This window comes from Cupriavidus sp. DF5525 (assembly GCF_040149425.2).
GTDB classification, from domain to species: domain Bacteria; phylum Pseudomonadota; class Gammaproteobacteria; order Burkholderiales; family Burkholderiaceae; genus Cupriavidus; species Cupriavidus pickettii_A.
Window position 1 is genome coordinate 1,330,687 of sequence record NZ_CP168266.1, and the last position, 21,572, is coordinate 1,352,258.

The following is a 21,572-nucleotide window of genomic DNA, read 5'->3' on the forward strand; positions in this document are numbered from 1 at the left end:
TTTGTTCGTCGCGATTTCCATGGATTATTCCTCCTCAGCCGGCTTGCTGACCACGGACCGCCACAGCAGCACCGGGATGATCAGCGTGAAGACAATGACCTCCTTGTAGGCGCTGGCCCAGAACGAGGAATAGGATTCGAGCAGCCCAACCAGCAGCGCGCCGGCCGCCGCCAGCGGATAGCTGACCAGCCCGCCGACAATGGCGCCGACAAAGCCTTTCAGGCCGATCAGGAAGCCGGACTCGTAGTACACGGTCGTCAGCGGTGAAATCAGGACCCCGCACAGCGCGCCGATCGCGGCGGCCAGCGTGAACGACAGCCGCCCCGCCTGCGTGGTGCCGATCCCAACCAGCCGGGCACCCAGCCGGTTGACCGCCGTGGCACGCAGTGCCTTGCCGGGAAGGGTCCGTTCGAAATAGAAGTAAAGTGCCGCGATCTGCAGGCCCGCCACGCCCACCACCCACAGGCTCTGGCCGGAGACGTTGATGGAGCCCAGTTCGAAAAACGCTTCGGAGAATGAAACGGTGCGCGAGCCCTCCGCGCCGAACATCACCAGGCCCAGCCCCACCAGCGCAAAGTGGACGCCGACCGAGACGATCAGCAGCACCAGCGTGCTGGCCTCGGCCAGCGGCTGGTAGGCGATTCGGTACAGCATCGGCCCGAGCGGGATAACGATCAGCAGCGTCAGCGCGACCTGCACCGCCATCGGCGCCCGCTGGCCGCCCCAGGCCTGCGCGGCCAGATGCACCGCAGCAGGAAACAGCAGGTACTTCACCGCCAACACGGCGATGCGGCGCGGCGCAGCCCGGCGCAAATCGCGGCTGCGCATCACGGCCACGGCATCGAAGATAAAGGTCAGCACGCCCATGCCGACCAGCAGCAGGCTGGTCTGCGGTGCATGCCCCGCCTGCATCGCGGCCAGCGTGAGCCCGCCATAGGCGACGAACTCGCCCTGCGGCAGGAAGATGACCCGCGTGACGGAAAACACCAGCACCAGGGCCAGCGCGAGTAGGCCGTACACCGCGCCTGAAGTGATGCCGTCCTGCGCCAGCAGGGCGGCGGTTGTGATATCCATGTTGTCTCCTCGTACCTCGGTCAGGCGCCCCGCACGGGCGCGCTGCAATCGAAAGCTGAGTCCTTCGGCGCCGTGCGGGCGCCCTGGACTTCTGGTGGTACTTCTTGCTGCCCGCGTGGCGGGCTATGGGGCAGGCCTGGGGTCGGTCACCGCCGTAATAAAGGCATCGCTGAGGAAGGCCCCGTCCGGCAAGGCGTGCTCGCGCGTGAAGGTTGCCCTGGCGGCGTCCACCATCAGCGGGTTGCCGCAGGCATAGACCTCCATGCCGCTCATGTCCGGGAAGTCATGCGCGACCGCTTCATGCACGAAGCCGCTGCGCCCTTGCCAGTCGGCATCCGGCTCGGACAGCACCGGAACAAAGCGGAGCCGCGCCGCGAGCGCCTCCCACTCCTGCGCCTCGTCGATCGCATACAAGTCCTCGCGTCTGCGGCCGCCCCAGTACAACACGGCGCCGCGTGCCTGCAGCGCCTGGCCGTGGGTCTTCATCAGGGAAGCGATCGGCGCGTAGCCGGTGCCGGACGCCAGCAGGATGACGGGCTTGTCGGTTTCGGAAAGCACGAAGGCACCGAAGGGGCCCTCCACCCGCAGCATGTCGCGGGGCTTCAGCGCCTGGTACACATGCGTCGAAAACCGCCCCTTGGGCAGCGCCCTGACATGCCATTCCATCGTCCCGCCGCCGTCCGGCGCGTTGGCCATGGAGTAGCTGCGGCGTGTGCCGTCGCGCAGCAGCACGTCGCAGTACTGCCCCGCCTTGAAATCGAAACCCGCATTAGGCGGCACCTGCAGCCGCACCACGGTCACGTCATGGCTGACCCGGTCCGCCGACAGCACGCGGGCGCCGGCCTGCACCACGCGACGTCCGGGCACCGCCGACACCTCCGGCGCCTCGATCACCACGTCGCCCTCGGGCCTGGCCATGCACGTCAGGCAGTGCCCTTCCGGCACGCCTTCAGGCTCGAAGCCCTCGGGATAGGAGACGGACCCGCTCCGGACCGGCGCGCAGCAGGCATGGCATTCTCCGCGCCGGCAACTGTGCTTCGGGAAGAAGCCCGCCCCCAGCGCCGTTTCCAGCACGGACTGGCCTGGCGCGCAGTCGAGCGTGACCCCGGCCGGCGCAAAGGTGATACGGTGTTCGGCCTGGGCCTTGACTTCGTCCGGCATGCCGGGACGCTCCAGGGTCTGTTCCTGCGACATAGGATTATCCGGCTGCGTTCTGTTGCGACTTCAGGTCGAGGGCCACGTCCACGATCATGTCTTCCTGGCCGCCGACCATACGGCGCCGGCCGAGCTCGACCAGGATGTCGACGGTCTTCAGACCATAGCGCTCCGCGGCCACTTCCGAATGACGCAGGAAGCTCGAGTACACCCCGGCGTAACCGAGCGCCAGCGTCTCGCGGTCCACGCGCACCGGGCGGTCCTGCAGCGGGCGCACCAGGTCGTCGGCGGCGTCCATCAGCTTGTACAGGTCGGTGCCGTGGTTCCAGCCCATGCGTTCGGCCGCGGCGATAAAGACTTCCAGCGGCGCATTGCCGGCCCCGGCACCCATGCCGGCCAGGCTGGCATCGATGCGGTTGCAGCCCTCTTCCACGGCAACCAGGGAGTTGGCCACACCCAGGCTCAGGTTGTGGTGGGCGTGCATGCCGGTGTGCGTGACGGGATCGAGCACGTCCTTGAACGCCCGGAAGCGGTCGCGCACGCCGTCCATGGTGAGGGCGCCGCCGGAGTCAACGACGTAGATGCAGGTTGCGCCGTAGCTTTCCATCAGCCTGGCCTGCTGCGCCAGCACCTGCGGCGTGGTCATGTGGCTCATCATCAGGAAGCCGACCGTGTCCATGCCGAGCTCGCGGGCGTACTCGATATGCTGGCGCGAGATGTCGGCTTCGGTGCAATGCGTCGCCACGCGCACGATGCGGGCGCCGGCGTCATAGGCGGCGCGCAGGTCGTGGATGGTGCCGATGCCCGGCAGCAGCAGCGTGGCCACCTTGGCGTGGGTGACGGTTTCCGCCACGGCGGCGATCCATTCCAGGTCGGTATGCGCGCCGAAGCCGTAGTTGAACGATGAACCTTGCAGGCCATCGCCGTGCGCCACCTCGATCGAATCGACGCGGGCTTCGTCCAGGGCCTTCGCGATCGCGCGGACCTGCGGAATGCTGTACTGGTGACGGATTGCGTGCGAGCCGTCGCGCAGCGTCACGTCGGAGATATAGAGCTTGGTTGCCATCTTGGTTTCCTGTCTGGACGGTCAAGCCGCGGCGGCGGCGGCAGCGATCTGGCGCTCGGCCAGTTTTTCGGCGGTGGCGAGCGCGGCGGAAGTCATGATGTCGAGGTTCCCCGCATAGGCCGGCAGGTAGTGCGCGGCGCCCTCCACCTCCAGGAACACCGTCGTCTTGAGGCCCGGCAGCTTGCCGACACCGGGGATGTTCAGCGGACGATCGGCGCCGTAGTGCTCGAACTGCACGCGCTGTTTCAGGCGGTAGCCGGGCACGTAGCGGTTGACCGCGGCCACCATCGCCTCGACGGCACGCTCCACGTTGTCGGTATCGGCGGGCTCGGAGAGGGTGTAGACGGTATCGCGCATCAGCAGCGGCGGCTCGGCGGGATTCAGCACGATGATGGCCTTGCCCTTGGTCGCGCCACCGACCACCTCCAGCGCGCGCGAGGTCGTTTCCGTGAATTCGTCGATATTGGCACGAGTGCCCGGGCCGGCCGACTTACTCGAGATCGAGGCCACGATCTCGGCGTAGTGCACCTTGGTCACGGCGGCGATCGCCGCCACCATGGGGATGGTTGCCTGGCCGCCGCAGGTGACCATATTGACGTTGGTCGCGTCCAGATGAGCCTCCAGGTTGACTACCGGCACGCAGTACGGGCCGATCGCGGCCGGCGTCAGGTCGATCATGCGGACGCCAGGCTTGGCCTCGCGCAGCAGCTTTTCGTTCTGCACATGCGCGCCGGCCGAGGTGGCGTCGAACACGATGTCGATATCGGCGAACTCCGGCATCGCCTTCAGCCCCGCGGCGCCGGTGGCGCACGTGGCCACGCCCATGCGCGCGGCGCGCGCCAGGCCATCCGAGGCGGGATCGATGCCGACCATGACTCCCATCTCGATATGCCGCCCATGGCGGAGAATCTTGATCATCAGGTCAGTGCCGATGTTGCCCGAGCCGATGATGGCGGCCTTCAGTTTTCGAGTCATGACTGCTTCCTTGTGTGTTCCTGTCCGGACGGTTCAGATTGGATAGATGACCGACGTGCAGCCGGAGTACAGCCGCTCGACGTCATCGGCGCGCAGCGTCAGCACGGCGCGCTGGTTGATGTAGCCCTTGTCGGTGATCTCGCCCTGCTCGATCGAGGGTGGCGTGGAAAGCAGCACCGCGCGGGCCGGCCGTTGCGAACTGCCGGCGCCCTTGCACAGACCGGCCAGAATCTCGCTGAGCACCTGCCGCACGGCCGGATGCTGTCCCAGGGACTTGCCGCACAGGCGGCCCTCGCCGTCGCCGGCCAGCGCACGCAGTGCCGGCGTGGGGAAGAGCAGCAGGCCGACCTCTCCCCGGTCATGGCCGGATACCACCGCATCCTGGGCATAGGGCGCCATCGCCGACACCGCCGCGATACGCAGCGTACCGACCGACACCCACGTGCCAGTGGTGAGCTTGAAGTCCTCGGATACGCGCCCGTCGAAGATGACGCCGGCGTTCGGGTCCGCCGGATCGGCAAGCTTGCCGGCATCTCCCATGCAATAGAACCCCTCTTCGTCGAAGGCCTCGCGTGTCTTAGCTTCGTCGCCGACATAGCCGGGAAAGATCGAGGGGCCCCGGACGCGCAGTTCGTACTTGTCCTGACACGGAGCGAACTTCAGTTCCACGCCAGGCACTGGCACGCCGATATTGCGAGTCTCCGTGGTCCGGAAGTGCGCGCTGGTGACAACCGGCGAGGTCTCGGTCGAGCCCCACTCGGTGGTGAAGAACAGCGGCACTTCACGGACCCTCGCCGCGACCGCGCGCAGGCGCTCCGCGCATTGCTGCGGCAGTGCGGCGGCAGCGAAGAACAGCATGTCCAGGCGTTCGAACAGCGCCCGGGCCAGCGATTCGTCGGCCTCCAGGTACGGCAGCAGCACGTCGTAGCCGCGCGGGACATTGAAGAACAGCGTGGGCCGGACTTCACGGATCCCCTTGAGGGTAGACTCGATCGCTCCCGGTGCCGGACGTCCGTTATCGAGATACAGCGTGCCGCCGTTGCGCAGCACCAGGTTGAAGTTGTGGTTGGCGCCGAAGGTATGGCTCCAGGGCAGCCAGTCGAGCACCACCGGCTGCGCCTTGTCGATAAAGGGCCAGCACTGCGCGATCATTTGCTGGTTGGCGCACAGCATGCGATGGGTGTTCGGCACCAGCTTGGGCACGCCGGTCGAACCGGATGTCAGCAGGATGCGGGCGACGGTATCCCCGCTGACCGCCGCGAAGGCTGCTTCGACGGCCGCGCCCGGCGTGGCGTCGAGCAGCCTGGCGAACGGCAGTGCATCGCCTTCCGCGCCGTGGGTGAAGACCACCGGACACCCCGGCTGCCACGCCGAGATTGCCGCGCAGTACTGGGTCCCATTCTCCGCATAGAGCAGGCCCGGCTGCAGCCGGTCCAGGATGGCGTGCAGCTTTCCGTGATCCTTGGCCACCACGGTATAGGCCGACGACACCACCGCGATGCGACGGCCGACGTGCATGGCACCCAGCGACAGCAATGCCAGGTTGACGCTGTTGTCCGACAGCGCCACCACCGGCGCATCCGCGGCGACACCGAGGTCCAGGATGGCCTGGCCGATACGGCGCACCGCGGCCAGGGCATCGCTGTAGCTGACGCGGCGCCAGCCTTCGCCCTGCCGCTCCGCCAGGAAGGTGCGGCTGCCGTCCTCCTGCGCCCAGTACTGCAGCCAGTCGCCGATGCAGCGCACGTAGGGCTGCAGCGGCTGGGTGGAGCGCATTACGAAGCTGCCGTCCTTGCGCCGGTCGATCGCGATATCGGGGGCGGCCAGCGCAACCGGAGTGGCTTCAGCCGGGCAGTCGCCCAGCAGGCGGGAAGCTACGGCATTCATTGGACGATCCTCCAGCCGCCATCCTGGACCCGGACCAGCACGCGGCTGGCGTTGTCATAGACGGTGTGCTCGGTCTTGCTGACGCTGATGACGCCATGCGTGGCCGGCAGGTTGGTCGTGCCTTCGATGGCGTCGCGCAGTGCCTGGCGGAACGCCGGCGTACCGGGCTGCGCGGTCTTGCCAGCCGTGGCGGCGGCCTTGTCCAGCAGCAAGTAGGCGTCATAGGCATAGCCGGCGAACAGGTCGCGCGAGCCGGCGCCGTACTTCGCCTCATAGCGGGTGACGAAGTCGGCGGCCACGGCCTTGCTCGGGTGCGACGCCGGCAACTGCTCGGCAACCAGCAGGGCACCGGCGGGCAGCACCACGCCATTGGCTGCCTTGCCGCCCACGCGCAGGAAGTCGTTATTGGCCACGCCGTGCGTCTGGTAGATGGCGCCCTTGAAGCCGCGCTCGCGCAGCGCCGTCATCGGCAGCGCTGCCGGCGTGCCGCTGCCGACGACCAGCACCGCGTCGGGCCGCGACGCCGCCACCTTGACCGACTGCCCGGCCACGGACTGGTCGGTGCGGGCAAAGCGCTCGGTCGCCACCAGCTTGATGCCGGCGGCCTCGATGCGCGGCTGGATGTCCTTCAGCCAGGCCTCGCCGTAGGAGTCGTTGTAGCCGATGAAGGCAAGCGAACCCACCTTCCGCTTGGCCATGTCGTCTAGCAGCGCGGCGGACATGACGCCCACCGGTTGCGGCAGCGAGAATGACCATGCGATCCAGCCCGGCTTGGGTACGAACGGGCTCAGCGCGATCGCGGGGGTCTTGCCCTCGGCGGCCACGGTGGCCACCGCGATGGAGGTCGGCACCGTGGAGGAGCCGATGATCGCGTCGACCTTGTCTTCCTCGATCAGCCGCCGCGCATTCTTCGATGCTGCCGCCGGATCGGTGCCGTCATCGAGCATTACATAGCGCACGGGCTTGCCGCCCAGCGTCTTCGGCAGCATGCCGAGCGCCTGCTTCTCGGGGATGCCCAGCGACGCGGCGGGGCCGGTCGCGGACAGCGTCACGCCGATGGTGATCTCGGCTGTCTGCGCCTGTGCCGCGCCGGAAAAATGGGTGAGCGCTGCCGAGGTGGCAAGCACGATGGCTGCCGCCTTGAAGATTGCCTGTTTCATGTTGTCTCCTACGTCCCGCTCTGCAAGGCGGGAACGGTGATCGCGATGGTCTGTTTACTCGGTCTGGCAGTCCACCCGTCCGAGCCCCTCCACTTCCAGCTGCAAACCCTCCCCTGCCCGGATCGGGAACATTGGCCCCAGCGCCCCGGAAAGCACTACGTCGCCAGCGCGCAGCGGCGCACCCACCTTCAGCATCGTCCTGGCCAGCCACCAGGCCGCATTCAGCGGGTGGCCCAGGCAGGCAGCGCCGCTGCCCTCCGAGCTCAGCTCGCCATTGCGCAGGAAGCGCATGCTGCATTCCGGCAGGGTCACGTCGCTCAGGCGCTTCGGATCCGCGCCCAGCACGTAGAGGCCGCAAGAGGCGTTGTCCGCGACGGTATCGACCAGCGTGATGCGCCAGTCCTGGATCGCGCTGTCGACGATCTCGATGGCAGGCAGGGCATATTCGATCGCGCTCAGGAAGCGGCCCCAGGTCAGGTCGCCTTCCAGATCCTTGCCCATGACGAAGGCCACCTCCCCTTCCGCCTTGGGCTGGATCAGCGTGGAGACGGGCACGGCCATGCCGCTGACGTACTCCATGTCGGCGAAGAGCACGCCGAAATCGGGCTGGTCGACGCCGAGCTGCTTCTGCACGGCCACCGAGGTCAGGCCGATCTTCTTGCCGCTGATGACGCGGCCCGCCGCCAGGGCACGCTGCGTGTTGATGTCGGCAACGGCATAGGCATCGTCAAGACCGGTGATGCCATACGACTCGGAAATGCGTGGGATCGGTGCGCGGTCTTGCCGGGCCTGGTGCAGCGCGTCGGCTGCCTGCTGGGTATGAGGGGCTGTCATCCTGTGTCTACCTTGTCGTTTGATTCCAGGGACGCCGCGCGTGCTCGCGTCTGTCCGTCCCGTTGCTGCACTTCAGGAAAAGTCAGGCCGGCGCCCGGCTCAGCGGATAGCGGTGCATCAGCGCCGCCGTGGCCGCCTGCTCGGCGCGCAGGCAGGCGACGTAGTCCGTCTCGAGCTCCGCCACCACCTCGGCCACGGTAGCCACCGAGCGCACCGCACCGACGCCATGCCCGGCGGACCAGACGTCCTTCCAGGCCTTGGGCGCGGCCACGATATCGCCGGAGAAATCGATCTTGCCTTCCGCCTTGATCTGATCCGGCGTAAAGCCAGCTGCCGCGAGCGTCGGCTTCAGCCAGTTGGCCGGCACGCCCGAGACCGCGCTGGACAGCGCAAGGTCCTCCATGCGGCTTGCCACGAGCAGGTCGCGGTATGGCTGCGGCACCATGCTTTCCGGCGTGGCGATCAGCCGCGTCCCGACCACCACGAAGTCGGCGCCGAGCAACTGTGCGGCACGGATATGCGCGCCGCTGGAGATGGCACCGGCCAGCCCGATCGGGCCGTCCCAGAACTCGCGCACCTCGGCGAGGAACGAGAACGGGTGGTATTGGCCGGTATGGCCGCCGGCACCGCTGGTCACCAGCACCAGGCCATCCACGCCGGCATCGATGGCCTTGCGCGCCAGCGCCGGCGAGATGACGTCGGCCATTACCAGGCCACCGTAGGCATGCACGCGGTCCAGCACCCGGCGCGGACTGCCGAGCGCGGTGGTGACGATGCCGGGGCGATAGCGCTCGACCAGCACCATCTCGGCCTCGAAGCGGTCGTAGCTGCTGTGCACGATCATGTTGAGCGCCCACGGAACCGTCGGGCAATCCTGTGCATGGTCGGCAATCCGTGCCAGCGCCTGGTCGAGCGCCTCGGTATTGCGCGCATTGGGGGCAGCAAAGGTGCCGACGATGCCGGCGCTCAGGCTGGCGCAGACCAGCTCCGGGCCGGAGACCAGGAACATCGGTGCTGCCATCACCGGCAGGCGGGCGCCGGCGAAGGTGGCGCGCAGCGAGGCGTGCGCGGAAGCGGAATGGGAGATGGGGGCGTTCATCGTTGTGTCAGTGATCAGTCGCGCGGGCGCCGCGCCGGGCGGCCGCGTACCTCCCAGCCGCCATCGCTCTGCAGGATGGCAGCCGTGGTGGCCGGCGAGTTGGTACGGGAAGCCAGCAGTACGTAGTGGCCGGCGTGGTCCTCCGGCTGCGCGATGAAGCCGAGCGGCACCGCGTCCGCCACGGCATCGCCGAAGCCGGGGATCTCGGAGAGCTTTGACCCTTGCTTGCCCAGCGACTCCGGTCCCTTCAAAGGGGTCACGGTGCCGCCCGGGGCCACGCCGTTGACGCGCACATCCGGCGCCAGTTCGTACGCGAGCTGTTTGATCAGCCCGACGCAGGCGTGCTTCGAGGCCACGTACGCCGGCCCTCCGCCGCCTGCATAGAAGGCCGCGTTGGACAGCGTGAAGATCATGCTGCCGCGGCTTTCGCGCAGCGCGGGCGCTGCCGCATAGGCGGCCAGCAGGTAGCCAAGGACATTGATGTCGAAGACTTCGCGGTAGGTATCGGCCACTTGCTGCCCGTCGGCAAACTTGCGCAGCGGCGCGAAGTAGTCCCACACCCCTGCATTGCCGACCAGCGTATCGAGCTTGCCGAATGCCTTGCGCGTATGGGTCACCGCCTCGGCGTTGGCCTCCGGCGAGCGCACGTCGCCAACCGTGACGGCCACGCGGTCGCCAAACTCTTTGCGCAGGCTGTCGGCGCCGCTTGCATTGCGCACCAGCGCGCCGATCCCCTTCGCGCCTTCATCCAGGAAGCGCCGCACCACCGCCCGTCCGATCCCGGAGTTTGCTCCGGTGACCAGCGCCACATCGTCATTTAGCCAGCCCATGGTCACAGGAAGGTGTTGAGGTTCTTGGACATGAACAGCGACTGTGTAATCACGATCTTGCGACGCGCGATCCGGAAGTCGCCATCCACTACGCGCAGCACATCTTCACGACGGCCCAGCAGGAGATCGTTGTCGGCTTCGCCGCGGCTGCGGTAGTTGACAAAGACCGAATGCACGATGAACTCGTCCTGCGCCGCGCCATGCAGTGCTTCGACGTTGCTGATCACATGCACGTGCCGGGTCGGCGGATCCTCGGCCCACGCCGAGGGCTGCTTGAAACGCGCCACCCGTCGTTCCAGGTCGAGGTGATTGTCATCGAAGAAGGCGCCCCGGCCCGGCGCATAGGCGCCCAGCTTGTCCGCGCGGCGGCGGTTCTCGATCGCCGGCATCCAGTAATGGATGTCGTCCGTCAGCAGCGCCAGCCATTGCTCCCAGGCTTCGCTGTCCAGCAGGCGCGCTTCCCGGAACAGGAACTGCTCGACGCGGTGGGCGGTCTCGCGATCCACCGGTTGTTCGCCCTTCACTGCTGGCAAGGATTGCGGCACCGCGCTCATGCGACCTCCTTGGCGCTGTTCTGGTAGGCGAAAGCGATGTCGTCCAGGCTGGCCTGGTCCCGCGCCGGCACTTCATCCCAGCTGCACGCGCGCATCAGGTCCAGCCAGCGCTGGTAGAACGCGCGGTGGTTGGCCTCGTTCACCTGGTTGCGGTAGACGTTGCCCGGCAGCCCGCTGTCGTCGAGACGCGTGCCGCGGCCCAGGCCCATGTACAGGTCCTGCTGGCGCGTGACGAAGCCCGCATTGGTGCGTGTCGAGAACTCGAAGTTCTCGCCATCATCCATCTCGAACACGCCCGACGGCGAGAAGGTCATCATGGTTCCCTTCAGCCAGCGGTCCTTGATGTCCTGCGGCGCGCTCTTGTTGACGATGGTCCAGGTGTGCAGTTCGATCTTGCCCGGGCCGCGCGGATGCCATACCCGGAAGGTGTTCTGCCCCGGCAGGAAAGACAGGTTCGGGAACACGCTGACCGAGGAGATCGAACCGATCATCTTGGAACGGAACTCGCCCAGGCGTTCGGCCACCTTCGGCTGGATGGTGTACAGGTACTTGCGGATTTCCTTGTCGCCCAGCGTCGCGGCGTTGCCGACCACGTCGAGGTTGAACTCCCAGCCGTGGCCGTTGAAGTTGACGTGGTAGGAATCTGGATCCTTGTAGACCTCGGCAACCGGTCCGCCCAGCATTGCGCGCGCGGCCGAGTCGTGCGTCCACAGCGCATGGTAGATATCGCCGATGAAGTTCTCGACCGGAACCTTCCAGTTGCAGTTGATCACCGACTTCACGCAGCCGCCGACAAACTCCGTGCCCTTTCCGTCCATGTCGAGCATCACGTCGAGGTAGTAGCGGAAGTCGCCCAGGTAAGACTCGAGCGAAGGCGCATCCGGGTCCATGTTGCCGAACACCAGGCCCTTGTAGGTCGCCACCTGTGCCACCGGGTGCAGGCCATGCTCGGCGCGATTCATGCCGCTGTCCTCGAACAGTTCCTGCCCGGCCATGCCGCGCAGCGCGCCGTCGATGCCAAAGGCCCAGCCGTGATAGTTGCAGACGAAGGTCCGGGCATTGCCGGCGTCGGTGAAGTTCAGCTTGTTGCCGCGATGCGGGCAGGTGTTGAGGAACGCCTTGACCGATCCGTCCTTCTGGCGCACGACGATGACGTTGTCTTCCGCCATGTAGGTGGTGACGTAATCGCCGGCCCTCGGGATCTGGGATTCATGCGCCAGGAACAGCCAGCTGCGCGCGAAGATCTTTTCCAGCTCCTGCTCGTAGATGCGGTGGTCCCAGTAAACGCGGCGCGACAGGCGGCCGACGTCAAGGTCGATCAGGCGATCCAGGCCGCTCAGCGGTTCGCTGACGGGGTCTTTCCGCAGGCGTTCGCAGTTGCCTGTGCAGTCGTGTGTCATGGCTCGCTTTCCTCAGATGGCCGACGTTGCGGCTTCGGACTCCTGCTCGAGGTCGGCGTAGATCTCGTCGCCGTCCTCGATCACCTTGTAGGTGCGCAGGTCCACCGTGCAGGGAAATGCCATGGCCTGGCCGGTGGGGATATGGAACTGCCCGTCATGCAGCGGGCAGGCAATCAGGTCGCCGTCGACGATCTCGCCGTCGGACAGCGAGGCGGTCGCATGCGTGCAGACATCGCTGGTGGCATAGAAGATGCCGTCGACGTTGTAGACCGCCAGCGGGCAGCCGTTGGTTTCGACCTTGCACACCTGGCCGGGCTCGAGCGCATCGCGCTTCAGGAGGAATACTTTCTTGCTCATCTCTGCTTTCCGTCTGCGTGCATTACTGCCGGTGCAGTTGCACGAAACCAAGGCCGGTCACCCATTCCGGCACGGCCTCGTAGGCGATCACCTCGCCGCGCGCGCCCTCGAGGGCGCCCATGGCGCAGGCCCAGTTGCGGATTTCCATGCCGCCATTGCCACCGTTGGCGAGGATGTATTCGTCGCTCAGCGCGGCCAGCGCATCCAGGTCGCCGCGCTCGGCGTAGTCCAGGATCTGGCGGTCGAAATCCGGGTTGACACGGCCCATTTCCGCGGTGCCCACCCAGTGGCTGATGCCGCCGCTGCCGATCACCGCCACGCGCTCGCTGGCGTCGAACGACTCCACCGCTTCGCGGATCTGCCGCCCCACTTCGATGGCCCGCGCGATCCGGATGTACGGATCCACGCCGGCAGCCAGGTAGACCGGGACCGTGCCGACCTTGCGGCCGGCTTCGCGCATCGGCTCGACCATCAGCTGGTTCGGGATGGCGATGGCGTGGTCGACCGTCAGGGCGCGGGCGACCGCCCAGTCAATGCCGCGCGCTCGACCGTCCCCCGCGATATGCGACGCCAGGCCTTCACTGTTCGGGATGACCCCGCGCTTCAGGCCCGGCATGGCGTCCAGCGGTCCGTCGACATCGCCCGTGGCGATCAGGTAACTCGGCAGGCAGGTCGTGCCGAACAGCATGTAGTGGTCGGCGCCCACCACGATGACGCTGGTCGGCTCCAGTTCAGCCAGGCGCCGGGCACAGGTGGCGAACGCCCCCCACATACGGTCCTGTACGGCCGGTGCCGGCGCCTGCGGCGCTACGAACATGACCGGGTCATGCGGCACCAGGAAGCCGCCTACGATTTGTCCCATCTCTGTTCACCTATTGCTTCAGGGCAGCGCTGTGGAGCGCCTCGGACGCGCCCACCGGGCGCAGCTTCTTCATGTAGGCGCGCATGTCGCGCTCGGGCGAGAGTTCCTGCCAGAACCCCATGGTCAGCATGGGGTTCACGCCGGCCTGCTGCAGCCCGAGCACGTCAAAGCCAGTCAGCATCGCGCGCTCGGCCTCGGTCAGCGCAAAGCGCTGCAGGAAGGCCTGCGGGTCTTCGCGGAAACGCTGCTTGGCGGACCGGTCCACGGTCAGCTGGTGCAGCACCCGCTCGAGTACGTTGCGGCTCATGGCGTCAGGCGATGAAGTCGGAGACCAGCTTGAGGAAGTCGGCGCGGCGCTCGGTCTGGACCCAGTGCCCGCAACGGCCGAACAGGTGCAGGTCGGCATTCGGGATGGCGCGCGCCAGCAGCTGGCCGCAGGCTGGCGGCACCACGCGGTCTTCGCGGCCGTGCAGCACCAGCGTGGGGGCCTCGATCCTGGACACCACATGCTCGGGGAAGCCCTTGACGAGGGTCGGGCCCTCCGCATTCGGCTGCGGGATCAGCTTGCGCAGCGCCTCCTGGGCGCCGGGACGCGCGCTGGCCTCATAACGCGACTGCACCATTTCCGGCGTGATGATCGACTGGTCATACGGGAACAGGCGCATGGTCTTTTCCATGTTTTCCAGCGACGGCTCGTATTCCCAGGCCGAGCGCAGCCCTGGGGTCTGCTCGAACTCGCCGGCCGGCGTGCCCAGCAGCACCAGCTTCTCGACCCGCTTCGGGTCGAACACCGCCAGGCCCAGCGACAACGCGCCGCCGAACGAGTTGCCCACGAACGAGGCGCGCTCGATATCCAGCGCGTCCATGATCCCGACCAGGTGGCTGACCCACAGCTTGATGTCGTATCTGGTGCCGTCCTTGAACTCGGTAAAGCCGAAGCCGGCGATGTCCGGCACGATCACGCGGAACGACTGCGCCAGCTCGTTCATCACGCCCTTCCAGTTGCCCCAGCCGGACACCCCCGGACCCGAACCGTGCAGCAAGAACAAAGGCTTGCCCGATCCCTGGTCGAAGTAATTGGTCTGGTGGCCAGCGGCAACCAGGGTCGAACCCACACCTCCAAACTTGCCCATCGCGTTTCTCCATACACATACGTATGTGTATGGTATGGAGTGAGTTGATCCAGGTCAAGAACGAATACAGGCAAAAAGCATGAGGGTTTACGCGCAATGCACCGGCTTGCCGACCATACACAAGTGCATTTCCACGCAGTAGTAGAATCGTGCACATTGCATATGGAGAACCTGATGACGAAAGCCACGCCAGGTGCGGCAGCCCCTGCGCGCAACCAACTGACGCCTGAGGACTGGATCAAGGCCGCCCGCAACCTGCTGGTGAGCCGGAGCGTGGACGCGGTCCGGGTGGAGGTCCTGTCAAAGGAACTTGCCGTCACGCGCGGCAGCTTCTACTGGCATTTCAAGGATCGCGACGACCTGCTGCGCCGGATGCTCGAATCCTGGCGCGACGAGGCCACGGAGCAGATCATCTATCGCTTTGAACGTCGCAACCTGACCCCGCGCGACCTGATCCGCGACCTGCTGTCGCTGCCGTTCCGGGGCGTGCCGGCGCAGGAGGCGGCGTCGACGGAACTGGCCATCCGCGCCTGGGCGCGCCGCGACGAGCGCGTGCGCCAGGTGCTGGACGAGGTCGATGCCAAGCGGCTCTCTTATATTTCCCAGTGCTTCAGCGCGTTGGGGTTCGGCATTGCCGAGGCGAGGGCACGGGCGTTTGCACTATACAGTTATGAACTGTCGGAGTCCCTGCTTTCGCACCAGGGTACCGACGAGCAGAAGGCGGAGCGCCGGGCGTTCATGGAGAAGCTGCTGCTGACGCCGAATTAACCGCACGCGGAAAAAAACGACCCGCTCGAAGGCGGGTCGCAAGGTCCAGGAGACCACTGAAGCGAAACCTCAGAACGAGCGCGGCATCCCCAGGATGTGCTCGCCGACGTAGGAAAGAATCAGGTTCGTCGAGATCGGCGCCACTTGGTAGAGGCGGGTTTCACGGAACTTGCGCTCGACGTCGTACTCCGCCGCGAAGCCAAAGCCGCCGTGATACTGCAGGCAGGCATTGGCCGCTTCCCACGACGCATCAGCCGCCAGCAACTTGGCCATGTTGGCTTCGGCGCCGCACGGCTGGTGCGCATCGAACAGCTTCGCCGCCTTGAATCGCATCAGGTTGGCCGCTTCCACGTTGACGAAGGCCTTGGCGATGGGGAACTGCACGCCCTGGTTCTGGCCGATCGGCCGGCCGAAGACGATGCGCTCGTTCACGTACTTGGTCACCTTGTCGATAAACCAGTAGCCGTCGCCGATGCACTCGGCGGCAATCAGCGTGCGCTCGGCGTTGAGCCCGTCGAGGATGTACTTGAAGCCCTTGCCTTCCTCGCCGATCAGGTTCTCCGCCGGGATTTCCAGGTTGTCGAAGAACAGCTCATTGGTCTCGTGGTTGACCATGTTGATGATGGGCTGGACCGTCAGGCCCTTGCCGATGGCCTCGCGCAGGTCGACCAGGAAGATCGACATGCCTTCCGACTTCTTCTTGCACTCGGCCAGCGGCGTGGTGCGGGCCAGCAGGATCATGAGGTCCGAATGCTGGACGCGCGAGATCCACACCTTCTGGCCGTTGACGACATACTTGTCGCCCTTGCGCACGGCGGTGGTCTTGATCTTGGTCGTGTCGGTGCCGGTGGTCGGCTCGGTCACGGCCATCGATTGCAGGCGCAGTTCGCCGCTGGCGATCTTGGGCAGGTACAGCTTCTTCTGTTCGGCCGAGCCATGGCGCAGCAGCGTGCCCATGTTGTACATCTGGCCGTGGCAGGCGCCCGAGTTACCGCCGGCACGGTTGATTTCTTCCATGATGACGGACGCCTGGGTCAGGCCCAGGCCCGAGCCGCCATACTCCTCCGGGATCAGCGCAGCCAGCCAGCCGGCGGCGGTCAGCGCATTCACGAACTCTTCAGGGTAGCCCCGGACCTCGTCAATCTTGCGGAAGTACTCCGACGAGAACTGGCCGCACAGATCGCGCACGGCTTCACGGATTTCCTGGTATTCATCGATTCTGTTCTGCACAGCCTTGTCTCCAAAAATCTTTGCGGGGTTAGTTCAGTTCAGCGGTCGCGCTCATCGCGAGGGCGCCATCTTCATGGCGGATCCACAGCTCGACGGTCTTGCCGTCCTCGCTGCGCTTGCCGCAGACGAAAATGCGCTGCGGCACGAAGGTCGGTCGCACGCCCCGGAACGAGAAGCTCTTGACCACTGCGTCCGGCAGGTTCTTGCGCACCAGTTCGAGCAGCAGCATCGCCTGCAGCGGGCCGTGGACGATCAGGTCCGGGTAGTGCTCGACCGCGGTTACGTATTGCTTGTCGTAATGGATGCGATGGCCGTTGAAAGTCAGCGCTGAGAAACGGAACAGCAGCACCGGGTCGGTCGCCACCTCGTGCACCCATTCTTCGCCAGTCGGCGCCGGCACCGGCTCCGGGGCGGGCGCGTTCGGCGTTGCGTTCTCGCGGTAGACGATGTCGTGTTCTTCGGTGACCGCCAGTCCGTTGCCGCCGTAGTACTTGTGCTCCACCGTCACAAAGGCCAGCGAGCCGCTGCGTCCGCTCTTGGCGCTGACATCGAGGATGCGCGACACCTTGGACGCGGCATCGCCGATGCGCAGCGGCTGGTGGAACCAGAGACGGCCGCCGGCCCACATGCGGCGCGGCAGCGGCACCGGCGGCAGGAAGCCGCCGCGGCTTGCATGACCGTCCGCACCGATTTCGGACTGCCGGTGCAGCGGCAGGAAATAGAGCCAGTGCCAGAGCGGCGCGATGGCGTCACCGCGAACGGGCGCCGGGTCATCGTAGTCAAGCGTCGCCGCGAGCGCCTTGACGGGAAACGCCGTGACCTCGTCCTGGCTTTCGGTCGTCTTCCCGACCCATTCTTTCAACTTCACAACGTCCATCGCGTCTCTCTGTGGTCTGATTGCCTGGGCTCCACTATGCACGGTGCCGCCGCCGCTTCCAATTCGAAAGTTCGGAACGAGCCATTCGCTTCGACAGAAAGCACTGGGACTGCCGCATATCCGAATGCAGTGTTCGGAATAAACGGATTTACTGCGCATCAAAGTGCAGCGAGCATCTGGGCACGACAGAGCGTTGAACTGCTTTCCATGCAAGTCCAGATTCGTTGCCGCAGCCGTGTGTCCCTGCATCGGCTCATCCCGGCCTTCCCTTTGCGGATTACCGCGTCCCGCGGACAGCACATACTCGCCGCGCGCGGCTTCTCACGCACCCTGCGCGAAGGCCAGACCGTCAGCATTCCCGCCTTCGCGTCCATCGACCTGCACCTGGCGGGCAGCCTGTTCAGCCCCAGCGCGTGCGACCTCGTGCTGGACGACGCCGCGGTGGACCTGCGCACCGTCATGAAGGTCGGGACAACGGCTCCCAAGGTCGAGTACCTGCGGGAACTGATCTCCGGGACCGTGTTCCACCACCCGCAGCAGGAGTGGAATGCGCGGGTGATGGCCAGCGCACTCCAGACCACACCGGACAGGATCCGCACCGCGCTGTTCCGGCAGGGAGCCGCCTTTACCCAGATCTGCCGGACGCAGCGTCTGATGCGGGCGCTGTTCGAGTCGATCCGGTGCAACCTGTCCGTGGCCGACCTGAAAGCGCGCGTGGGCTGGGCGGACAGCCAGGACCTGGAAGCGTCCTTCTACGACTGGTTCGGCGTCTCCCTGCAGACGGTTTCGCGCCTGCGGGAAGACAGCCTTTAGGGCCGCTAACGGACTATTGCAGCTCGATCAGCAACTGGCCGGCCCGAACCAGCGTACCGCGCTGGACCAGGATGCTCTTCACGACGCCACCGGCCTCGGCGACGACGCTGGTCTCCATCTTCATCGCCTCGATGGCTGCCAGCGTGTCGCCCTTGGCGACAGTCTGGCCCGGACTGACCCCCACCGAAATCACGCTGCCCTGCATCGGCGAGGCCACCTGCATCGGGTCATTCGCATTCGCCATGCGCTCAGCCTGGGCAGCCTTGCCTTCCTGGCGCTTCAATGCGCGGATCGGGCGCGGCTGGCCGTTGACATCGAAGTACATGCGCACGCCGCCTTGCGCATCCGCCTCGGCCTGGGCGTTCAGGCCTACGTACAGCGTCTTGCCCTTCTCGAGCTCGACCGCAATCTCCTGGCCGGCTTCCAGGCCATAGAAAAACACGGGCGTCGGCAGGATGGAGACATCGTCGTACTGCTCCTGGTGCGCGCAGAAATCCTTGAAGACTTTCGGATACATCAGCCAGGAGGCGAGGTCGTTGTCGGACAGGGACCGGCCAACCTCACCTTCCGCCTGCTTGCGGGCCCCTTCCAGGTCGACCGCCGGGATATGCGCGCCGGCCCTGCCCTCGATCGGCGCGGCGCCGCGCAGCAGCTTCTTCTGCAGCGCTTCAGGAAAGCCATCCGCCGGATAGCCCATCTCGCCCCGGCACATCGAGATGACGGAGTCCGGTACCGAGACCTCCTTGGCCGGGTCGAGGATATCGGCCGTCGACAGCTTGTTGGCGACCAGGTGCAGCGCCATGTCGCCCACGACCTTGGACGATGGCGTCACCTTGACGATGTCGCCGAACATCACATTGACGTCGGCATAGGCCTGCGCGACCTCTGGCCATTGCGACGCCAGCCCCAGCGAGCGCGCTTGCTCGCGCAGGTTGGTGTACTGGCCGCCCGGCATTTCATGCCGGTAGACGTCCGACGTGCCGGCGCACATGTCCGCCTCGAAGGGCTCGTAGTTCCTGCGCACGGACTCCCAGTAGGTGCAGAACGGCTGCAGGTCACGGTAGCCGACCGCGGGCTTGCGTGCGCTGTGCTCGAGCGCCGCGCAGATGGCGCCGAGGCTGGGCTGCGAAGTGAGCCCGCTCATCGAGTCCATGGCACCATCCACGGCGTCGACGCCGGCATCGACCGCCGCCAGCACGGAGGCCACCGAGGCACCGCTGGTATCGTGCGTATGGAAGTGGACCGGCAGGCCGACCTCCTCCTTCAACGCCTTCACCAGCGCGTGGACTGCCTGCGGGCGGCACACGCCGGCCATGTCCTTGAGGCCCAGGACGTGCACGCCTGCCTTCTCGAGCGCCTTGGCCAGTTCGACGTAGTAGCGGATGTCGTACTTGGCGCGCGAGCGGTCAAACAGATCGCCCGTATAGCAGATGGTGCCCTCGCACAGCGCCCCGGTGTCGAGCACCGCATCGATCGCCACGCGCATGTTCTCGACCCAGTTGAAGGAGTCGAACACGCGGAACAGGTCAACCCCGCTGGCGGCAGCCCGCTTGACGAAGTACTGGACCACGTTGTCCGCGTAGTTCGTATAGCCGACCGCGTTGGAGCCGCGCAGCAGCATCTGGAACAGGATATTGGGGACGGCCTCGCGCAGCGCTTCCAGCCTTTGCCACGGATCTTCCTTCAGGAACCGCATCGCCACGTCGAAAGTGGCCCCGCCCCAGCACTCCATCGAGAACAGGCCCGGCAACTGCCGCGCGTAGTACGGAGCGATGGCGGTCATGTCGCCGGTCCGCATCCGAGTCGCCAGCAGCGACTGGTGGGCGTCGCGCATGGTGGTGTCGGTCAGCAGGACGGCCTTGCTCGCCTTCATCCATTCGGCAAACGCCCGCGGTCCGATGTTCGACAGCCGCGTACGCGTGCCTTCCGGAACCACGGCGGCAGGGTCGGTAGCCGGCAGCGGATGCGACAGCACGATCCGGGAGGGCGCGGCGCGCCCCTTGACGTCCGGGTTGCCGTTGACATTGGCGTCGGCGATAAAGTTCAGCAGCTTGGTCGCCCGGTCCCGGCGCTGGCGGAAGTTGAACAGCTCGGGCGTGTTGTCGATAAAGCGCGTGGTACAGCGCCCCGAGCGGAATTCCTCGTGCTCGATCACGTTCTCGAGGAAGGCCAGGTTGGTGGCCACGCCGCGAACGCGGAACTCGCGCAACGCGCGGCTCATACGCTCGTTGGCCTCGCCGGCATCGCGCCCCTTGCACGTCACCTTGACCAGCAACGAGTCGTAGTAAGGCGTCACCACGGCCCCGGTATAGGCGGTGCCGGCGTCCAACCGGATGCCGAAACCGGCGGCGCTGCGATAGGCGGTCACCTTGCCGTGGTCCGGCGCGAAGCCGTTCTCCGGATCTTCAGTGGTTACGCGGCACTGGACGGCGTGCCCGCGCAACCTGATCTCCTCCTGGCGTGGCACGGACGAAGCGGCATCCCCGATCTGCGCGCCTTCCGTGATGCGGATCTGCGCCTTCACGATATCGACCCCGGTGACTTCCTCGGTCACCGTGTGCTCGACCTGGACGCGGGGATTGACTTCGATGAAGTAGAAATCCTCCGTGTCGGCGTCCATCAGGAACTCGACCGTACCCGCATGTGTGTACGAGACGGCCCTGGCGAGCTTGAGCGCTTCCCCGCACAGCGCCTGGCGCCTGACATCGTCCAAGTAAGGGGCCGGCGCCCGCTCGACCACCTTCTGGTTGCGCCGCTGCACCGAGCAATCGCGCTCAAACAGGTGGACGATATTGCCGTGGGTGTCGCCCAGGATCTGCACCTCGACATGCTTGGCCCGCGCAATGAACTTCTCGAGATAGACCTCGTCGTTGCCGAAGGCGGCCCTGGCTTCGCGCCGCGCCGCGGCAATGGCGTCCGCCAGGTCGGCTTCCTTGTGGATGGCGCGCATGCCGCGACCGCCACCGCCCCAACTCGCCTTGAGCATCAGCGGATAGCCGATCTCCGCTGCCAGCTTGCCGGCCTGCGCCAGGTCATTGGGGAGCGCACCGGTGGCGGGCACCACCGGCACTCCCACCCGCTGCGCCAGTTCGCGTGCGGCAACCTTGTTGCCCAGCTCCCGCATCACCTCGGGCTTCGGGCCGATAAACGCGATGCCTTCCTGCGCACAGCGCTCGGCGAAGTCCGGATTCTCGGAGAGGAAGCCGTAGCCCGGATGGATGGCATCCACGCCCGCCCCCTTGGCCACGCGCAGGATATCTTCGATATCGAGATACGCGTCGACGGGCTTCTTGCCCTGGCCGACCAGGTAGCTTTCGTCAGCCTTGAAGCGATGCTGCGCGAAGCGGTCCTGGTAGGAATAGATGGCGACGGTGCGGATGCCAAGCTCACTGGCTGCGCGCATCACGCGAATGGCGATCTCGCCTCGGTTGGCGATCAGGAGACTGCGGATTTTCTTCATCTTGCTTGTAGGAACCCAGGAATCTTGGAATTTACTCG

Annotated in this window: 20 protein-coding genes; 2 read left to right on the forward strand and 18 right to left on the reverse strand. The window is 66.2% G+C overall.

Annotated features, from left to right (window positions below; genetic code table 11):
- Positions 1-24: 24 nt before the first annotated feature.
- The 15 genes from ABNX08_RS27360 to ABNX08_RS27430 all read right to left on the reverse strand — a co-directional run bounded on the left by ABNX08_RS27360 (position 25) and on the right by ABNX08_RS27430 (position 14,386).
- A complete protein-coding gene (locus tag ABNX08_RS27360) occupies positions 25-1,074 on the reverse strand; it encodes a branched-chain amino acid ABC transporter permease (RefSeq protein WP_022538837.1) in 1,050 nt (349 codons plus the stop codon).
- A gap of 123 nt (positions 1,075-1,197) precedes the next feature.
- Positions 1,198-2,268, reverse strand: a complete 1,071-nt coding sequence (locus ABNX08_RS27365) for an FAD-binding oxidoreductase (RefSeq protein ID WP_022538838.1) — start codon at positions 2,266-2,268, stop codon at positions 1,198-1,200.
- A gap of 4 nt (positions 2,269-2,272) precedes the next feature.
- Positions 2,273-3,295 carry a 4-hydroxy-2-oxovalerate aldolase gene (dmpG, locus tag ABNX08_RS27370; protein WP_022538839.1) on the reverse strand — a complete coding sequence of 341 codons (1,023 nt, stop codon included), beginning with the start codon at positions 3,293-3,295 and terminating at the stop codon, positions 2,273-2,275.
- A gap of 21 nt (positions 3,296-3,316) precedes the next feature.
- A complete protein-coding gene (locus ABNX08_RS27375) occupies positions 3,317-4,270 on the reverse strand; it encodes an acetaldehyde dehydrogenase (acetylating) (RefSeq protein ID WP_022538840.1) in 954 nt (317 codons plus the stop codon).
- Between the two features lie 33 nt (positions 4,271-4,303).
- On the reverse strand, positions 4,304-6,157 hold the full coding sequence (locus ABNX08_RS27380) for a feruloyl-CoA synthase (protein WP_022538841.1): 1,854 nt from the start codon (positions 6,155-6,157) through the stop codon (positions 4,304-4,306).
- Positions 6,154-7,317, reverse strand: a complete 1,164-nt coding sequence (locus ABNX08_RS27385; RefSeq protein WP_022538842.1) for an ABC transporter substrate-binding protein — start codon at positions 7,315-7,317, stop codon at positions 6,154-6,156. The genes ABNX08_RS27380 and ABNX08_RS27385 overlap by 4 nt, the downstream gene beginning before the upstream one ends.
- Positions 7,318-7,371: 54 nt before the next feature.
- Entirely contained in the window at positions 7,372-8,151 is a 780-nt protein-coding gene (locus tag ABNX08_RS27390; RefSeq protein WP_022538843.1) for a 2-keto-4-pentenoate hydratase, read from the reverse strand.
- Positions 8,152-8,233: 82 nt separating this feature from the next.
- Positions 8,234-9,250, reverse strand: coding sequence for a nitronate monooxygenase family protein (locus ABNX08_RS27395; protein ID WP_022538844.1), 1,017 nt, complete (start codon positions 9,248-9,250; stop codon positions 8,234-8,236).
- Between the two features lie 14 nt (positions 9,251-9,264).
- Positions 9,265-10,080, reverse strand: coding sequence for a 3-(cis-5,6-dihydroxycyclohexa-1,3-dien-1-yl)propanoate dehydrogenase (hcaB, locus tag ABNX08_RS27400; RefSeq protein WP_041681802.1), 816 nt, complete (start codon positions 10,078-10,080; stop codon positions 9,265-9,267).
- 2 nt (positions 10,081-10,082) lie between these two features.
- Positions 10,083-10,634: a 3-phenylpropionate/cinnamic acid dioxygenase subunit beta gene (locus tag ABNX08_RS27405; RefSeq protein WP_022538846.1), complete on the reverse strand. Its 552-nt coding sequence runs from the start codon at positions 10,632-10,634 to the stop codon at positions 10,083-10,085.
- Positions 10,631-12,034, reverse strand: a complete 1,404-nt coding sequence (locus ABNX08_RS27410; protein ID WP_022538847.1) for an aromatic ring-hydroxylating dioxygenase subunit alpha — start codon at positions 12,032-12,034, stop codon at positions 10,631-10,633. Before ABNX08_RS27410 ends, ABNX08_RS27405 begins: the two co-directional genes overlap by 4 nt.
- 12 nt (positions 12,035-12,046) lie before the next feature.
- On the reverse strand, positions 12,047-12,391 hold the full coding sequence (locus ABNX08_RS27415) for a non-heme iron oxygenase ferredoxin subunit (RefSeq protein WP_022538848.1): 345 nt from the start codon (positions 12,389-12,391) through the stop codon (positions 12,047-12,049).
- Positions 12,392-12,413: 22 nt separating this feature from the next.
- Positions 12,414-13,253 carry a hypothetical protein gene (locus ABNX08_RS27420; protein WP_022538849.1) on the reverse strand — a complete coding sequence of 280 codons (840 nt, stop codon included), beginning with the start codon at positions 13,251-13,253 and terminating at the stop codon, positions 12,414-12,416.
- Between the two features lie 10 nt (positions 13,254-13,263).
- Entirely contained in the window at positions 13,264-13,560 is a 297-nt protein-coding gene (locus ABNX08_RS27425; protein WP_022538850.1) for a hypothetical protein, read from the reverse strand.
- 4 nt (positions 13,561-13,564) lie between these two features.
- A complete protein-coding gene (locus tag ABNX08_RS27430) occupies positions 13,565-14,386 on the reverse strand; it encodes an alpha/beta fold hydrolase (RefSeq protein ID WP_022538851.1) in 822 nt (273 codons plus the stop codon).
- 174 nt (positions 14,387-14,560) lie between these two features.
- Between ABNX08_RS27430 and ABNX08_RS27435 the strand changes: the two genes are divergently transcribed.
- Complete coding sequence (locus ABNX08_RS27435) at positions 14,561-15,154, forward strand: TetR/AcrR family transcriptional regulator (RefSeq protein WP_349608200.1); 594 nt, start codon at positions 14,561-14,563, stop codon at positions 15,152-15,154.
- A gap of 69 nt (positions 15,155-15,223) precedes the next feature.
- Here the strand turns inward: ABNX08_RS27435 and ABNX08_RS27440 are convergent, their stop codons facing one another.
- Complete coding sequence (locus ABNX08_RS27440) at positions 15,224-16,384, reverse strand: acyl-CoA dehydrogenase family protein (RefSeq protein ID WP_022538853.1); 1,161 nt, start codon at positions 16,382-16,384, stop codon at positions 15,224-15,226.
- 28 nt (positions 16,385-16,412) lie between these two features.
- On the reverse strand, positions 16,413-17,261 hold the full coding sequence (locus ABNX08_RS27445; protein WP_022538854.1) for a MaoC family dehydratase N-terminal domain-containing protein: 849 nt from the start codon (positions 17,259-17,261) through the stop codon (positions 16,413-16,415).
- Between the two features lie 207 nt (positions 17,262-17,468).
- Here ABNX08_RS27445 and ABNX08_RS27450 point away from each other — a divergent pair, with 207 nt between their 5' ends.
- On the forward strand, positions 17,469-18,074 hold the full coding sequence (locus ABNX08_RS27450) for a hypothetical protein (RefSeq protein ID WP_022538855.1): 606 nt from the start codon (positions 17,469-17,471) through the stop codon (positions 18,072-18,074).
- 13 nt (positions 18,075-18,087) lie between these two features.
- Here the strand turns inward: ABNX08_RS27450 and ABNX08_RS27455 are convergent, their stop codons facing one another.
- Positions 18,088-21,534 (reverse strand): pyruvate carboxylase, encoded by a 3,447-nt coding sequence (locus tag ABNX08_RS27455; protein ID WP_022538856.1) that lies wholly within the window; start codon positions 21,532-21,534, stop codon positions 18,088-18,090.
- Between the last annotated feature and the right edge of the window lie 38 nt (positions 21,535-21,572).

What these genes read in the sequence shown, in the direction of transcription:
- ABNX08_RS27450 (WP_022538855.1), top strand. Translation starts at nt 17,469, where the DNA reads ATGCAAGTCCAGATTCGTTGCCGCAGCCGTGTGTCCCTGCATCGGCTC.
- ABNX08_RS27445 (WP_022538854.1), bottom strand. Translation starts at nt 17,261, where the DNA reads ATGGACGTTGTGAAGTTGAAAGAATGGGTCGGGAAGACGACCGAAAGC.
- hcaB (WP_041681802.1), bottom strand. Translation starts at nt 10,080, where the DNA reads ATGGGCTGGCTAAATGACGATGTGGCGCTGGTCACCGGAGCAAACTCC.
- ABNX08_RS27415 (WP_022538848.1), bottom strand. Translation starts at nt 12,391, where the DNA reads ATGAGCAAGAAAGTATTCCTCCTGAAGCGCGATGCGCTCGAGCCCGGC.
- ABNX08_RS27455 (WP_022538856.1), bottom strand. Translation starts at nt 21,534, where the DNA reads ATGAAGAAAATCCGCAGTCTCCTGATCGCCAACCGAGGCGAGATCGCC.
- ABNX08_RS27375 (WP_022538840.1), bottom strand. Translation starts at nt 4,270, where the DNA reads ATGACTCGAAAACTGAAGGCCGCCATCATCGGCTCGGGCAACATCGGC.
- ABNX08_RS27395 (WP_022538844.1), bottom strand. Translation starts at nt 9,250, where the DNA reads ATGAACGCCCCCATCTCCCATTCCGCTTCCGCGCACGCCTCGCTGCGC.
- ABNX08_RS27420 (WP_022538849.1), bottom strand. Translation starts at nt 13,253, where the DNA reads ATGGGACAAATCGTAGGCGGCTTCCTGGTGCCGCATGACCCGGTCATG.
- ABNX08_RS27405 (WP_022538846.1), bottom strand. Translation starts at nt 10,634, where the DNA reads ATGAGCGCGGTGCCGCAATCCTTGCCAGCAGTGAAGGGCGAACAACCG.
- ABNX08_RS27385 (WP_022538842.1), bottom strand. Translation starts at nt 7,317, where the DNA reads ATGAAACAGGCAATCTTCAAGGCGGCAGCCATCGTGCTTGCCACCTCG.
- ABNX08_RS27430 (WP_022538851.1), bottom strand. Translation starts at nt 14,386, where the DNA reads ATGGGCAAGTTTGGAGGTGTGGGTTCGACCCTGGTTGCCGCTGGCCAC.
- ABNX08_RS27380 (WP_022538841.1), bottom strand. Translation starts at nt 6,157, where the DNA reads ATGAATGCCGTAGCTTCCCGCCTGCTGGGCGACTGCCCGGCTGAAGCC.
- dmpG (WP_022538839.1), bottom strand. Translation starts at nt 3,295, where the DNA reads ATGGCAACCAAGCTCTATATCTCCGACGTGACGCTGCGCGACGGCTCG.
- ABNX08_RS27390 (WP_022538843.1), bottom strand. Translation starts at nt 8,151, where the DNA reads ATGACAGCCCCTCATACCCAGCAGGCAGCCGACGCGCTGCACCAGGCC.
- ABNX08_RS27425 (WP_022538850.1), bottom strand. Translation starts at nt 13,560, where the DNA reads ATGAGCCGCAACGTACTCGAGCGGGTGCTGCACCAGCTGACCGTGGAC.
- ABNX08_RS27365 (WP_022538838.1), bottom strand. Translation starts at nt 2,268, where the DNA reads ATGTCGCAGGAACAGACCCTGGAGCGTCCCGGCATGCCGGACGAAGTC.
- ABNX08_RS27410 (WP_022538847.1), bottom strand. Translation starts at nt 12,034, where the DNA reads ATGACACACGACTGCACAGGCAACTGCGAACGCCTGCGGAAAGACCCC.
- ABNX08_RS27360 (WP_022538837.1), bottom strand. Translation starts at nt 1,074, where the DNA reads ATGGATATCACAACCGCCGCCCTGCTGGCGCAGGACGGCATCACTTCA.
- ABNX08_RS27435 (WP_349608200.1), top strand. Translation starts at nt 14,561, where the DNA reads ATGACGAAAGCCACGCCAGGTGCGGCAGCCCCTGCGCGCAACCAACTG.